The 14,553-nt window shown below is 40.3% G+C and carries 15 protein-coding genes and 1 other RNA gene; 9 read left to right on the top strand and 7 right to left on the bottom strand.

Annotated elements, in window-relative coordinates; genetic code table 11:
• Window positions 1-253: 253 nt before the first annotated feature.
• The 4 genes from def (at window position 254) to Q0064_RS13695 (ending at window position 3,704) form a co-directional block, all read left to right on the top strand.
• The gene (def, locus tag Q0064_RS13710; RefSeq protein ID WP_094484860.1) at window positions 254-838 is read left to right on the top strand and encodes a peptide deformylase; all 585 of its coding nucleotides are present in this window, start codon (window positions 254-256) and stop codon (window positions 836-838) included.
• Window positions 839-897: 59 nt separating this feature from the next.
• Window positions 898-1,323, top strand: coding sequence for a DUF5606 domain-containing protein (locus Q0064_RS13705; protein ID WP_298148774.1), 426 nt, complete (start codon window positions 898-900; stop codon window positions 1,321-1,323).
• A gap of 168 nt (window positions 1,324-1,491) precedes the next feature.
• Window positions 1,492-2,268: a nucleoside triphosphate pyrophosphohydrolase gene (gene mazG / locus Q0064_RS13700; protein ID WP_298148773.1), complete on the top strand. Its 777-nt coding sequence runs from the start codon at window positions 1,492-1,494 to the stop codon at window positions 2,266-2,268.
• On the top strand, window positions 2,268-3,704 hold the full coding sequence (locus Q0064_RS13695; protein WP_298148772.1) for an amino acid permease: 1,437 nt from the start codon (window positions 2,268-2,270) through the stop codon (window positions 3,702-3,704). The genes mazG and Q0064_RS13695 overlap by 1 nt, the downstream gene beginning before the upstream one ends.
• A gap of 1,327 nt (window positions 3,705-5,031) precedes the next feature.
• On the opposite strand, the gene Q0064_RS13690 is transcribed toward Q0064_RS13695, so the two are convergent.
• Window positions 5,032-5,598: a YceI family protein gene (locus Q0064_RS13690; RefSeq protein ID WP_094486895.1), complete on the bottom strand. Its 567-nt coding sequence runs from the start codon at window positions 5,596-5,598 to the stop codon at window positions 5,032-5,034.
• An 8-nt stretch (window positions 5,599-5,606) separates the two neighbouring features.
• Window positions 5,607-6,068, bottom strand: coding sequence for a MarR family transcriptional regulator (locus tag Q0064_RS13685; RefSeq protein ID WP_298148771.1), 462 nt, complete (start codon window positions 6,066-6,068; stop codon window positions 5,607-5,609).
• An 83-nt stretch (window positions 6,069-6,151) separates the two neighbouring features.
• Between Q0064_RS13685 and Q0064_RS13680 the strand changes: the two genes are divergently transcribed.
• On the top strand, window positions 6,152-6,466 hold the full coding sequence (locus Q0064_RS13680; RefSeq protein WP_298148770.1) for a rhodanese-like domain-containing protein: 315 nt from the start codon (window positions 6,152-6,154) through the stop codon (window positions 6,464-6,466).
• Between the two features lie 79 nt (window positions 6,467-6,545).
• Window positions 6,546-6,773: a DUF2892 domain-containing protein gene (locus tag Q0064_RS13675; RefSeq protein ID WP_298148769.1), complete on the top strand. Its 228-nt coding sequence runs from the start codon at window positions 6,546-6,548 to the stop codon at window positions 6,771-6,773.
• Here the strand turns inward: Q0064_RS13675 and Q0064_RS13670 are convergent.
• Genes Q0064_RS13670 through Q0064_RS13655 form a run of 4 tightly spaced genes read right to left on the bottom strand, consistent with a single transcriptional unit; the run spans window position 6,770 to window position 11,870 of the window.
• Window positions 6,770-8,158, bottom strand: a complete 1,389-nt coding sequence (locus tag Q0064_RS13670; RefSeq protein WP_298148768.1) for a TolC family protein — start codon at window positions 8,156-8,158, stop codon at window positions 6,770-6,772. The two genes, Q0064_RS13675 and Q0064_RS13670, sit on opposite strands and share 4 nt — an antisense overlap.
• On the bottom strand, window positions 8,158-9,531 hold the full coding sequence (locus Q0064_RS13665) for an HlyD family efflux transporter periplasmic adaptor subunit (RefSeq protein WP_298148767.1): 1,374 nt from the start codon (window positions 9,529-9,531) through the stop codon (window positions 8,158-8,160). The genes Q0064_RS13670 and Q0064_RS13665 overlap by 1 nt, the downstream gene beginning before the upstream one ends.
• Before the next feature lies 1 nt (window position 9,532).
• Window positions 9,533-11,194 (bottom strand): ABC transporter ATP-binding protein, encoded by a 1,662-nt coding sequence (locus tag Q0064_RS13660; protein ID WP_298148766.1) that lies wholly within the window; start codon window positions 11,192-11,194, stop codon window positions 9,533-9,535.
• Window position 11,195: 1 nt separating this feature from the next.
• Window positions 11,196-11,870, bottom strand: coding sequence for a TetR/AcrR family transcriptional regulator (locus Q0064_RS13655; RefSeq protein ID WP_298148765.1), 675 nt, complete (start codon window positions 11,868-11,870; stop codon window positions 11,196-11,198).
• A gap of 402 nt (window positions 11,871-12,272) precedes the next feature.
• Here Q0064_RS13655 and Q0064_RS13650 point away from each other — a divergent pair, with 402 nt between their 5' ends.
• Genes Q0064_RS13650 through Q0064_RS13640 form a run of 3 tightly spaced genes read left to right on the top strand, consistent with a single transcriptional unit; the run spans window position 12,273 to window position 13,987 of the window.
• Window positions 12,273-12,590: a hypothetical protein gene (locus tag Q0064_RS13650; protein WP_298148764.1), complete on the top strand. Its 318-nt coding sequence runs from the start codon at window positions 12,273-12,275 to the stop codon at window positions 12,588-12,590.
• A 3-nt stretch (window positions 12,591-12,593) separates the two neighbouring features.
• The gene (locus Q0064_RS13645) at window positions 12,594-13,232 is read left to right on the top strand and encodes a hypothetical protein (RefSeq protein ID WP_298148763.1); all 639 of its coding nucleotides are present in this window, start codon (window positions 12,594-12,596) and stop codon (window positions 13,230-13,232) included.
• Complete coding sequence (locus Q0064_RS13640) at window positions 13,211-13,987, top strand: ATP-binding protein (protein ID WP_298148762.1); 777 nt, start codon at window positions 13,211-13,213, stop codon at window positions 13,985-13,987. The genes Q0064_RS13645 and Q0064_RS13640 overlap by 22 nt, the downstream gene beginning before the upstream one ends.
• A gap of 126 nt (window positions 13,988-14,113) precedes the next feature.
• Here the strand turns inward: Q0064_RS13640 and ssrA are convergent.
• Window positions 14,114-14,509: a transfer-messenger RNA gene (gene ssrA / locus Q0064_RS13635) on the bottom strand.
• Between the last annotated feature and the right edge of the window lie 44 nt (window positions 14,510-14,553).

The raw sequence follows: 14,553 nt of genomic DNA, 5'->3' as shown, positions 1-14,553 counted from the left end.
GATTTGGTAGCTTGTGGTTGTTTGTAAAAAACCGTGGTAAACTACCACTTATCTGACAGTACGGAAGTTCGTTGGAACGATTTTACGGTTTTTCCGTAAATTTTGATTTATTTTTCTCGTTGATCCGCTTTTATACAGCGGTAGTTCTTTACGTAAATTTACAAACGCTTTTAACAGTACGACGAAGTATGCTAGTACTAGCAAAACCAGTCGAATTCACTACCTTTGCCGTCGAAAAAGCAAGAGAATTACCATGATATTACCAATAGTTGCTTACGGAGATCCTGTTTTGCGCGAAGTAGCAGAACCATTAGATGCCAGCTATCCGCATCTCAAAGAACTGATTCAGAACATGTTCGACACTATGTATAATGCATACGGCGTTGGATTAGCCGCGCCGCAAATCGGTATTTCAAAGCGACTATTCGTAATCGATGCTGCTCCTTTTGCCGACGATGAAGCTAAATCTCCGGAAGAACGAAAGTTTTTAAGCACGTTTAAACGCGTATTTATTAATCCACAAATCATTGAAGAAACTGGTGAACTTTGGGAATTTAACGAAGGTTGCTTGTCGATTCCCGATGTTCGTGAAAACGTGTGGCGTCATCCCGACATTACGGTGACTTTTCAAGACGAGAATTTTGTGCTGCAAACCGAACGTTTCACCGGACTAGCAGCGCGAGTTATTCAACACGAGTACGATCACATCGAAGGAATTCTCTTTACCGATCGTGTAACGGGATTGCGCAAACAATTGATTAAGAATAAATTGGAAAACATACGTACTGGTAAGACACGTCCCGAATACCGAATGCGTTACGCGAAACTCAAAAAGTAAGGCAAAGCCCACCTTGAAATTCGATTATCCGTTTATATTTGCCACTCAAATTTTTAAAAATGAATTTAGAAAAAATATTAGCCATATCAGGAAAACCAGGATTATTCGCACTTAAAATGCAAACTCGTAGCGGATTCGTTGCCGAATCGCTTACTGATGGAAAAAAAGTTACTGTAGGTTTGCGCAATAACGTAAGCTTACTATCGGAAATATCGGTATATACCGACAGTAAAGAAAAACCGCTTAAAGAAATCTTTGAAGCGATTGTTGCTAAAGAAAATGGTGGTCCAGCACCTTCACATAAAGAATCGGAAGCTGTTTTGGTTGCATATTTTGCAGAAATCGTTCCAGATTACGACCGCGAGCGCGTGTATCTTTCAGACATTAAAAAAGTTTTTAACTGGTATAATATTTTACAAGCGAAAGGTTTAACATCTGCCGAAGAAAATTCTTCAGAATCAAGTGAAGAAACTGCTGCCGAGTAAGTGAAAATATGAAAGATCTAAAGAATCTCGTTGTCCAAAGCAGCGAGATTTTTTTATTTAAAGCGCAGCAGGCAGTCATTATTTCTAAAAAGAAAAGTCAATTTTCCCCAAAAGTGACTTTCGCACGATACTTCAGCAAGATTTCATACTTTTAGCAAAATTGCAGGTATGAATTCGGTTGCCGACAAACTAAAGTCATTTGAACGCTTATTAACAATCATGGATGAGCTGCGTGCCGGCTGTCCATGGGATCAAAAACAAACCTTTGAGTCGCTTCGGCATCTCACCATCGAAGAGACCTATGAATTAGGTGATGCCATCCTCAATCGAGATCTTACTGAAATCAAAAAAGAGTTGGGCGATCTACTCTTGCACATTGTTTTCTACGCAAAAATAGGATGTGAAGAGCACGCCTTTGATATTGCAGATGTGTGCAATGAAATTTGCGACAAGCTCATTCATCGGCATCCGCATATTTACGGTGATGTTCAGGTGGCAGACGAGGAAGAGGTAAAACAAAATTGGGAAAAGTTAAAACTGAAAGAAGGGAAAAAATCGGTTTTAGAAGGCGTGCCGAAATCGCTTCCCGCATTGGTAAAGGCATCTCGCATTCAAGATAAAGCAAAAGGTGTCGGTTTTGATTGGGAAAAACCCGAGCAAGTTTGGGAAAAAGTGCAGGAAGAGCTTGCTGAATTACAACAAGAAGTACATCGAGGTGATCAGGCGAAAATGGAAGCCGAATTTGGGGACGTTCTTTTTTCGATGATTAACTACGCACGTTTCTTAAATATCAATCCCGAAGATGCGCTCGAACGGACAAACAAAAAATTTATTCACCGTTTTCAACATCTGGAGCGTCGCGCTGCCGAGACAGGAAAGTCGCTTAGCGAAATGACACTCGCAGAAATGGATGTATATTGGAACGAAGCTAAAAATACACATTAATGGCAGAACAATTAAAACGCAGTTTAGGATTACTTGATGCAACCAGTATCGTTGCAGGCTCCATGATTGGTAGCGGAATCTTTATCGTTACCTCGGCGATGGCTCGCGATGTGGGTTCGGCGGGATACATCATTTTACTGTGGGTACTGACCGGATTTTTAACGATGACTGCCGCTTTATCCTACGGAGAACTCGCTGGAATGATGCCAACTGCGGGCGGTCAGTTTGTTTATATTCAGCGCGCGTACGGAAAACTAACGGCTTTTTTATACGGATGGACTGTCTTTACCGTAATCCAAACCGGCGTTATTGCTGCTGTGGCCGTTGCTTTTGCAAAATATACGGCGGTTTTCTTTCCGCAGCTCGACGAAACACTGCTTGACACCGGACTTTTTATCCTTAACGGAAAAACGTTTTTAGCTATGTTCACGATTGTTTTGCTAACCTTCATAAACAATAGAGGTGTAGAAAACGGAAAGTGGATACAACTCATATTTACTTCTGCCAAATTAGTAGCCTTGTTCGGATTAATTGCTTGCGGCTTGTATTTTGGAACACAAACCGACGTGCTTTCGCAGAATTTTGAACATATGTGGGAAGCCAAGAAATCGGTTGTGAATCCAGACGGTACTTTGAGCATCACCGGTTTAAGTGGTTTTGCGCTTTTAGGAGCTGCTGGTGCAACTATTATTAATTCGCTTTTTTCGAGCGATGCCTGGAACAACGTTACGTTTATTGCCGCCGAAATTAAAGATCCGAAAAGAAATATTCCGCGCAGTTTATTTCTTGGAACTACCATCGTTACTGTCATTTATGTTTTGGCGAATGTGGCATATTTGGCACTGCTTCCTTTATCTGGCGTGCCCGACGCACAAACGGTAACAGGTGCCGGAATTCAGTTTGCTGCCGAAGATCGGGTAGGAGCTGCTGCTGCTAGTGTGGTACTCGGAAATAGTGGTGTATTTTTAATGGCTGCACTGATTATGATATCGACGTTTGGTTGTAACAGCGGTTTGATTTTAGCCGGCGGACGCTTGTTTTATGCGATGGCAAAAGAACGTTTGTTTTTTAATAAAGCCGCTGAATTAAACGAAAATCAAGTGCCAGCAAAAGCGTTGTGGTTTCAATGTTTGTGGGCTTGTGTATTGTGTTTATCCGGCAAATACGGCGATTTACTTACGTACGCTACTTTTGCTTCACTGCTTTTTTATATTCTGACTATTGCAGGCATTTTCGTTTTACGACGTAAAGAGCCACACACCGAACGTCCGTACAAAGCGTTTGGATACCCAGTAATTCCTGCGCTTTACATGGCTTGTACGCTGCTGATTTGCATTATTTTGCTGGTTCAAGACACACTTAATACCGGATTAGGTTTACTTATTGTTGCCTTAGGGATTCCCGTCTATTATGTAGCTAAATTGAATAAAGAGTAGGGGGGGGCTGGTTTTGTACGTCCCTAAAATAGGTTGACCACTTTAGTCAATTTATGAAAGCAAATTTGCAGCAGATTCGCCGTTTTCTGTGCGATTAAAAGCTGGTACTTGAGCTTGTCGAAGTCGGCGTATCGAAGGCTCAACCGCAAAGTTCGCCAAGAGTTTTTTTGAAGTATTAAGATTGGAGTATTAAGTATTAAGACTTGGCGACGTTCACCACTTATCGTATCATTTTGCCCGCCTGAACCCACGTATCGTCGGAGCGTGAGGTGTTAAATGCTGCTTTCAGATCTTTTTTATTTGGGCAGCATTTCCGGCTTTCGGCTGTATCTTTTTATTCCGCGTTGCTCCATTAAAAGGATGTCGCCTCTATCCGGGCTGCGAAAATCGTTACCGAGAAATTGGTGCTTGGGCGTTTTGAAGGGCGGTGCCATTTTTCAGGCGGTTTGATACGTTCTGTGTTTTCCTCACCGGCCAAACATTCCACAAAATTATGTGAGCTTCGGCGTTTTCTGTGCGATTAACAGCTGGTGCGTGATCTTGTCGAAGTCAGCGTATCGAAGGCGGAAGATTCTTTTGAGACGCTAGAAAATAGAAGCTAGTCCCGATAGCTATCGGGATTGCGACGTTCACCACTTATCGTATCATTTTGCCCGCCTGAACCCACGTATCGTCGTAGCCTGAGCCTATCGAAGGAGTAAGTTTTTTAGAAGTTAGAAGCTAGACACGAGAAGCTAGTCCCGATAGCTATCGGGATCGCGACGTTCACCACTTATCGTATCATTTTGCCCGCCTGAACCCACGTTTCGTCGGAGTCTGAGCCTGTCGAAGGTTAAATCTTTCAATCTTTCAATCTTTCAATCTTTCAATCTTTCAATCTCGAAATCTCGAAATCTCGAAATCTCGAAATCTCTGAAAAATACGGTTTTTCCGTAAAATTTATTTCCGGGAATTTCGTACGTGGGAATCGCTCCCCATCCCACCCGCCCCCATCGAGGCGAAGTTTTGAAAAAAAATTGACATATGGTTACGGGTTTTCCGCATATTTTTTCTAAAGTTCGAAAACAGCAGGTATTTGATTTCCACAGAGGTTAAGATGATTCGTTGATTGGTAACGATTTTCGCGGCCGTGACTGCAATGAAAATAGAGCCGTAACCGCGGTATGTGAGGGCGGTTTTGGAGCAGCGACCAGCGGAAGCTGTTACAAAAGCGTGCCTGAACTACCGCGGTTAGGCTGTATTGCAATGAAAGGCGCGAGATGCCGCCCAAAAAATAAAAAAGCCGATTTCCTTTCGAAAACCGGCTCTTTTGGACAAACATCAAGAATTAGTATTTCAACTTCGCGCTTAATTCAAACTCGTCGTTGATTGTTTTATCGCCTAAGTTGCTGAAGAAGCTTCCTGAACCGTATTTGATATCGTATTTAGTACGGTCTACGTTAAAGTTTGCCGTAGCTGTACCGTTAGCAACTTTCAATTCGAAGTTCACTGAATTTGTGATTCCTTTGATCGTTAAGTCAGCAGTTACAGAATAAACGCCAGCAGATTTCTCGCCGATTGATTTGAAAACCAATTTAGCCGTTGGGAATTTCTCTACACCGAAGAAATCTTCGTTTTTCAAGTGACCTTCCAAGTTTTCTTTACCTTGACCAGGCTTTAAGTCGGTTACTGTGATCGACGTCATGTCAACCGTAAAGTTACCGCCAACTACTTTTGAACCTTTGAAGATAAGTGTTCCTTCTTTCAAGCTAACATCGCCTGAGTGTGAACCCGTAACTTTTTTTCCAACCCAAGAAACGGTACTTGCTTTTACATCAACTTTTTTAGATTGTGCAACGGTTGTTGCTGTAGCGAATGCGAATAGGCTTAAAGCCAATAATTTGATTGTTTTCATTGTTAAAATTAAGTATTAAGATGGTTTAAAATATGTTCAATTTGGTTTGCGAAATGCTCTTTATCGCTTGAACTGAGCTTTGAGAGCAATTCGGCTTCTTTTTGCGCGAGTATCGGATCTATTTGCTCGAGAAGTTCGAGTCCTTTAGCGGTGATACACACTTCTATTTTACGTCGATTTTCCTCGCAAACGGTACGAGTAACGAGTTCTTTTGCCAACAGTTTATCGACTAAGCGCGTCGTATTACTTGTTTTGGAAATCATTCGTTCTTGAATCAGGCACATGTTGGCAGGTTTTCCTTGTTGCCCACGTAGGATTCGCAAGACATTAAATTGTTCTGCAGACAAATCGAACGATTTAAACTTAGTTGCCAAAGATTCGTAAAACGCATTTGCAAGACGCATCGTATTCACAATCAGTCGCTTGTCCTGATTTTGAATTTTACTAGCTTGTTGCGTTAACTCTTGCATATACAATATTTGTAGGTACAAATGTATAAACCTAAATTAGATTGTTTACTTTTGGTACGCTAAATTTTCGTTAAATTAATTTTATGGTAGCTCATCTCAATCAATCAGACTGGCAAGCAAAGCTTTCAGAATCTACAAATCCGCAAATTATCGACGTACGCACAGCCGAAGAAGTAGCCGAGGGTTATATTCCAGAAATGATTCATTTTGATATTTATGGAGGTCAGGAGTTTATTTCTGCCTTGGAGTCGTTAGATAAAACGCGTCCGTACTTTGTATATTGCAAGTCTGGCGGCAGAAGTGCACAAGCTTGTGATATAATGGAAGCGCTTGGATTTACTGAAACCTACAATCTTCTTGGTGGCTTTTCATCGTGGACAGGACCAAAAGAAATTTAGTTTTTTTCTTTTTAATAGTCTGATTGTTAATATTTGTTTCTATTTTTGGAGCGGTTCCCCAATTAACCAACCCAACACAATGAAAGCAAACCTAAGTTCAGGATCTCAGTGGAGACGCTCTATTCTTGCAGCTGCTTTAATTCTCTGCGCTTATTTCAATATTGCGGATAATTTTGCTGTACAAATTGTTTTGTATGTTGCTAGTGTTTACTTGGTTTTGACTGCTATTTTTAAAATCTGTTTGATTTATAAAATTTTTGGAATCAATGCATCGAGACAGCGCCGTTCAGGTACAGGGATGTATTAATCTGGATTAGCCAGCGTTTCAAACAACTTAGCGTGCGCGGAAAGCAGTCTGTTTCTAACCGCGATTTCTGACAAGCGACTACTAATTAGCGTGTTCTCGCGAGTATTCAAAAGGAATAATGAACTTTCTCCCGCCTCAAATAAACGGGTTTCCGCATTAAGCATCGTTCCGGTATCTCGAACAAGTTCCCGCATTAATGAGGCTTGTTTTTCAAGGGAAACAATTTCTGTTTGTGCGGCTTGAATTTTGTTTTCTAACTGCCGCGTCTCAAACTTCAAAGATAAATTAGCATCCGTTAGAGCAAGCTTTGCGCGTTGTAAGTTTCCGCGTTCTTTCCTTATAAATATTGGAAAGTAAAAGTTAAATCCTACTTTATAATCGTCGAATCGTCGAGAGGCATCGAATGAATCGGGCTGAAACAAGTAACTGTAGCCAAAGTCTGCCCTTGGTAATAGTCGGTTTGCAGCCAAACGACGCTCAATTTCCAGCATTTTTACTTTAGTTTCGAGTGCCTGAACTTTTGGATGTTGATTTAAATCAACATTACTGGTAATCATTTCATTGGTTTGTAAGACTTCCGAAATACGTTGTTCTGTATCAGGTTCCGGAATCATATCTTCAGCCAGTTCTAAGGGTACATTGTTTTCAATCCAAAGGAAATTACTCAGTTCTAATCGGGCTTTAATTAGTTTTAGATTGGAATCTTCTAAAGATAAATTTCGATTCACTACCACGATTCGCGCTTCCGTACTATCGATAACTGGTTTATCGCCTTCCTGAATCAAAATTTTGATACCGTCTAAACGAATTTTAGCATTTTTGGCAAATTCCTGATAAAGTTCGTATTCGCGGTACTGACGTTGCCAGCTAAAATAGGCTTCGGCAGCCTCATACAAGACTGCGGTAGCCATCAAATTTCGGTCGGCGCGACTCAAGGTTTGTTGTAGCTTCGCTTTCCGTAAGTCGGCCATTCGCTTATTGATAAACAAATCTTGTGCAATCGGAATCGATATGCCTACGTTGCCCAAACCTGTTGCCGGAACTAGGTTTTGCGGGTTTAAATACTGTCCGTTATTGTCGTCGATTCCGGCTTTAATTTCGATTCCGTACCAAGTCGGAATTTTAAACGTTCCGTTGAAAACATTGTAATAGGTACTTCCTTTAAAATCTTTGCGCTCGAAATCGGCTTCCAAAACCGGATCAAAAGCGCCGCGTGCCGTCATTAAAGCAGCTTGTGCAGCAGATATTTCTAAATCAGCACTTTTCACCAAAGGATGAAACTTGCGTACAAATCCCATGTACTCCTCAAACGACATGATTTTGGGATTATCCTGCGCGAAGGAAAGCTGTCCGATTAAAGCAAGCAGTAACAGTCGTACTTTCATTATTTACCGTCTTTTTTCGGAGTTGAAGAATTCGACTTAATATCAGAGCTAGCACCTTTGTAGTAATTAGGCGGGAATCCGTTGAGGCGTCGCCAAATTTCAAACCAAACCGGCACCGTTTCCAATAAGGCAATGGTTTGCGCTCCCGAACCAATAGCTAATTGCGTAGGCCACTGCTGGTCGGTATTATCCGGAGCAATAAGCACTCGGTATTTGCCGTTTTCGCTAATGAAATTTTCAATAGCTACAACAGTACCACCAAAAGTTCCGTAAGACATGTCGGGCCAGCCCGAAAATACAATTGTAGGCCATCCGTCAAACCAAACACGAACTTTTTCACCGCGTTTAATCAAGGGTAAATCGATTGGCGAAACAAAAGTTTCAACAGCAATTTCGAAATTTTGCGGCATGATACTTACCACCGGAGTTCCTTCTTTTATAATTTCGCCAACACCCGACTGCAATGCGCGGTTTACATAGCCGTCCTGCGGAGCTAAAATGTAATACATGCCGTTTCGAATGTTGTAATTAACGTACTGATTGTCGAGTTTGTTAACTTGCGCCTCGGTGTCAAACTGACTACTTTTTGCCGTAAACTGGTCGCTTTCAACCTTAGCAATCTTTTCCGCGTATTCGGATTCCAGACGATCTAATTCGACAATAGCATTTATCAGTTCATTTTTAGACGCCAAATATTTATTTTCAATCGTGATGATTTTAGCTTCCATTTCCTGCTGTTTCAAACGCTTTTCTTCGACATCTGTAACAGGTTTTAGTCCGTCTTTATTTAAGGTAACTGCTCGATTGTACTGCGTGTTTGCAATGCGCAACAGCGTTTTTGTAGCAACTAAATCGGTACTGTCGCTTTTGATTTTTAGTTTTGCTTGCAGTACTTTGTTACGCGCTTGTTCTGTTTTGAGTTTTAACTCTCTTAAGATTGCGCCTTTCTGACCTTCAAGCGCAACTACTTTTTGCCCGTAAGAAGCTGCCGCCGATTTCTTGGCATCGCGTTGATTCTTCGTGTTTTCCACTAGGTTCGGATCCAAATAATCTTCTTTAACCTCGCTGAGATACACAATAGTATCGCCTTTTTTAACAAATTGGCCTTCTTGCACATACCATTTCTCAATACGTCCGGCAATGGTTGTATGAATGGTTTGCGGACGTTGTCCCGGTCTCAAGGTCGTTACAGAACCCGTTCCGGAAATGTTTTGCGTCCAGGGCAAAAACATGAAAATGATTAGGATGATTCCGAAGATCGCCATGAAACGATTCAGAATTTTATAATGCGGACGGTTTTCCAAGCTGCGAACTGTCTTAAATCGCTCTGCCTGTGGAATATATACGGAGTTTTCTTTAGATAAATTCAGCATCTTAAACTAATTTTTGATCGTTAATGATTTCACCTTTTGACATGGAAACTACACGAGTTGCTTTCGACTTCCAATACTGATTTTTCGAAGTAACGATAACAGTCCAACGGTTTTTCTTATCCATAATAAAATCGATGATTTCCTTGGCAATCGGCTCGTCCATCGTATCAGTCGGATCTTCATAAAACAACACCAATGGCTTGCGAACGATACTTCTTGCAATCAGAATTTTCTGCGCATTCGAAGAAGAGAATTGCTTTCCATCGGGAATAAGCATGGTATCTAAACCGTCGGGTAGCGACTTAATTAAGTCTTTCAATTTTACGGCTTCGATGGCGTATTTCAGATCGTCTTCTTTAATGTCTTTATCTCTAAAAGTAATGTTCTCTAAAATGGAACCTTCAAAAAACGTCTCGCGTTGTACTATCGTCTCAATACTATTTCGGTATTGTTGCAAATCGATTTTCTTATAAGTATCATCGTTGATAAATAAAGCGCCTCCCGTTGGTCGTAAAATACCCGCCAATACGCGTATCAAAGTGGTTTTCCCCGAGCCGTTATTTCCTTCCAAGAAAATTTTCTCACCCTGATTAATCTGTAAATTTATGTCGCGAAGCGTGTCGACATCCGTTCCCGGGAAACGGAAATCCATGTCCTCAGCTTGTAACTGAATCTCGGTATAACAGGCGCTCACTTCATTTCGTTGTTGCTCTTCCATTTCCATATCGGTAACCTGTCCGATTTTTTCCACGGAAGTGAGTACATCGTAAAAAGTCTCCAATCCAATCACAATCTTCTCTACCGAACTAATAACAAGAAGAATAATGATCTCAGCTGCCACAAACTGCCCGATGTTCATTTGCCTGTTCATAACCAAATATCCGCCCACCAACAACAAACCTGCCGTGATAATGATTTTAAAAACAATAAGTTGACTGTACTGCGATTGAATAACTTTAAAGTGCTTTTCGCGATACATGAGATACTCATCAGTGAGTTTATCGTTTTTTTCCATCGCAAAGCAAAAGTGCTGGTACTTCTTGAAACTATAGTTGTTTCGAGCAATTTCTTGCAACCAACCAGCAACTTTATACTTGTATTTCGATTCGTACATCGATGTGTTTAAACCGCGCTTGTATGAAAACTTAAAGATTAAATAGAGTAGGAGCGACAATAAAATGCCAAACAATAAAAAGTACGGATGATACAACGAGAGTAAGATCATACCAAAGGTAATTTGCAAAATGGCTGCGGAAAAGTCGAGCAAGAGTTTTGAAATACCTTTCTGAATGGCTAACGTATCAAAAAAGCGGTTAGCTAACTCCGGTGGGTAAATTTTATATATTTCAGTGAACTTGATTTTTGGCAAGCGCGCCGCAAATTCGAACGACGAACGAATAAAGATCTTTTGCTGCAAATTCTCGGTAATACGCAATTGCATCAGCGACATGAGGCCGCCCAAAGCCACGCCAATTACTACAATTATAATCAATACGACCAGCGAAGCACTTACGCGACCCGATTGTAAAAAATTGATGATGCTCTGAATACCAAGCGGCAAAGAAAGCGAAATCAGACCGGCAATTATCGCATACGCAAAAATCTGCATCACGTCTTTGCGATCCAATTCGAGCATGCTGTATAATCTTTTTAAAGGCGTCATATTAATTCTGTATAGTATTAGTGATTAGATGGGTGTAAAATTCGGAAACCGACTTTCCGTTGTCTATGCTCGAAAGTGATTCCAGGTGTTCACTCAAAAAGTGTTGGTGAAGCGCACCCGAAATTACCGTCGAAACCAAGCTTTCTGCAAACGGATAAGTCGGATTGATTTCCTTGATGATCGAAACAATACGGGCATTCAACCGCTTGTAAATCAAAAAGAACCCTTCCTTATTTTCCTGATCCACTTCTTTGGTATGCATTACTTTTGAAAACTCGGCTATAATAATCCGACTCAAAATAGCTTCGTTAATGTGCGCGGTATCGGTGTCGTCGAGAACTTTTTCGGTTACAATTTCAACAGCTATCTTAAGTCGCACACACGGATCCTCGATATTGTTGGTAGCAAATACCAAACGATACTCTAAATACGACCAATACCAGCTTGCCAAATACAGCAGCAATTTATGCTTATTTTCGAAGTATCGATATACCGAACTCTCGTTAGATTTAATTCGCTCGCCTAACTTCTTAAACGTAAAGTTTTCAAAACCAATTTCATCAATAAGCAAAATACTTTCGCGAATGAGGTTCTTCCCCAATTCCGAAGTCTCCGGATCTTTGACAAACGTTTTTTGATGTACCTGCAATCGGATATTTGATATAAGCTCTCGCATTCTCAAATTATTTAGCGCAAAATTAATAGTATTACTATCGATTTATCATAGTTTAACTTTTATTTATCGTTTTTTTGGGCGTTCCGGCGGGTCGTTCCTCCGGCGCCGTCGGGCTATTCGCTGCAATTCAAACGCGCTGTTTTGGCTTTTGCAGCACAAGTTTCGGCTTCTGAGGTCGCCGGTACTTCTGCGCAAAAGCAGCAAACAACTTGTTTTCATTTCCGCTGCTATCCCTAACGCAAACGTGCAATACCTATAAAAATGCGATTTTATCAAGCCTTTTACAAAAATTGGTTAACGGTTACACGTGTTTGTAGAAAAAAAACTATTTAATAGTTAAATTTTGGTATTGTTATTTTCATTTATAGTGAGAAATTTGCTCAAACACAAAATCAAAATATCATGAACACCAACAACGACAGTGGAAAGGTAATTTCTTTAGAAGAGGCTTGCCAATATACCCATGCTTTTCAATCTGCAAACCCGCAAGCAATTTTCTCATACCTTGTAAGTACAAATAATTTAAATCAGATTTTGGAGCAAATAGATTGTTCAGGAATACGAATTTACAATGGATACGATGTCAAAAACCAAAAAAGCAATATTGTTTTAGTTGGGGTAGATGAAAACGGAAATGATATGACTAAAGGTGTTTTATTAGATGAGTTACGATCTTGTCCTTTTGATTGTCCAGGTGCCAGTCCATTAATGAAAATATAAAAATTGGATAACACTTTTTTCTACACAGCACTTTTAGCAGGAGTTCTTGATGTAGCCATGTTGTTTTACGTAAAAAAAGCGGCTATAAATTCAGGACCATTCACGCCATTTATTTGGCTCATAGGTATCTCAACGCTTTACGAGTACTTTATCACGCATCTTTTATATACAGATACGTATTTTTGGTTTCAAATTTATCCGTTTTTAAGTTTCCTAGCAATTCATTACTTCTTTAAAAACCTTTTAAAACCCAGCCACCAAAAGCTCTTTAAATGGCTTTTAATCGGTTTCATCGCTGTTTATATGAGTTCGTTTTTTCTATGGGTCGACCGAAGTATAATGTATCTTGCTATGGCTATCAATAGAACCTATATAACTGCTTTTATCTTTTTAAGTGTCCTATTATGGTTCCGAAAATTAATGGACGATTTAAAAGATTGGAATTTATGGGACAATCCGAATTTTTATTTCATCCTTTCTCTTACCTTGTATTACGCAAGTACACTATTTCTGTTTTTAGCCAGTAACTTCATAGTTAAAAGTTCCCTTTCCTTCACCAACTACTGGGAAATAAATTGTATCGCTGCAATTTTCTTTAGACTTTTAATTAGTTTTGGCGTATGGAAAATGAAGACGGACTAGTAATTTTCTTCTGGATTGGCACCTTAATCATGATTTCCATGACGCTAGGTGTTTTGCTAATTGCGTTAATTTACCAAAGAAAAGTTCTGAAAATCAGACAAGCCGAGTCTGAGAATTTACTACGTGTATCGCTCGAATCCGAAAAACGAGAACGCAAACGTATTGCAGAAGATTTCCACGACGGCATTAGCGGCGATATGATTACCATACGCAACCACATCTCGCAACTGGAAACAAAAATCCAAGATCAAGAAAGTCGTGCCGTTTTGTACGGCGTAAAAACATCGGTTGAAAACATGCTCGCCGAAGTGAAAGTAATCAGCTATAACCTAATGCCGCCTTTGCTTGATACACTTGGACTAGTACCAACCCTAGAAGATTACTTCGAACGAATTAAAAAATGGAGTTTACTTACCATTCACACTGATTTTTATCAGCGCGATATTCCCGTTTCTGCCTCAAATTCCTACGAACTCTATCGAATCGTGCAAGAATTACTCGGTAATATGCTCAAATACGGCAATGTTACTGTGGTTCATTTCAGTATCAAGAAAATAGACTCCTTTCTGGAACTTGAAATTAAAGACAACGGTTCGCCATTCGACTTTTTTGAAAATCTAAAAAAATCAAAAGGCATGGGACTTAAAAACATTCTTTCGCGAAGCAAACAAATCGGCGGTAAAATCAAACAAAGTTCCTCCGAAACCGGAAACGTCATTCAAATTCGTTTTCCAGCGAGCGAACACGAAAACTGAATTTTTTGTAATCTGCTATTCATACTATTAAAAGAGCTCTTGTAGATTTCAGTAAGTATCATCTACAAAAAAATCCTTGATTTTAACGAATAAAAAAAGCGGCACTAAACCAAAGTACCGCTTTTTTTGTGGAGTCGCCGAGAATCGAACTCGGGTCCAAACAAGCAACCAAAAAACTTTCTACACGCTTATTTACCGCTTAGATTTTCGATGTTTGGCTTGGCCGGTAACCGCCACCGAACACTTAGCTTCTGTTATTTCGATGTCGCTTAGAAGCATCGCAACACCTAGGTTTATTTTTACGATTTACCTTAACCAAATGCCATAAACCAAGGCTTTTGAGGTAAATCCTGCTTTCCTACCTGGTAGGACGAGGCTAATCTTACTAAACTTCAGATTATGCAGCAAGAGCGTAGTTTCCTTCGCCGTATAAAAGTGTGAAGCCTTTTATTAACGAGAATTACTCCAGTTCTCGACGTGCTTATTTTCCAATTCAACTTGCTGTCAAAACCAGTCGACCCCAAGTAAATTCGAGCCTGCAAATATAGTGCCTCTTTCCGCAGTAC

This window comes from Flavobacterium sp., assembly GCF_027490375.1.
GTDB lineage: Bacteria > Bacteroidota > Bacteroidia > Flavobacteriales > Flavobacteriaceae > Flavobacterium.
The sequence above is the reverse complement of the archived record's forward strand: the minus strand, read 5'-3'. Positions and strand labels throughout refer to the sequence as shown.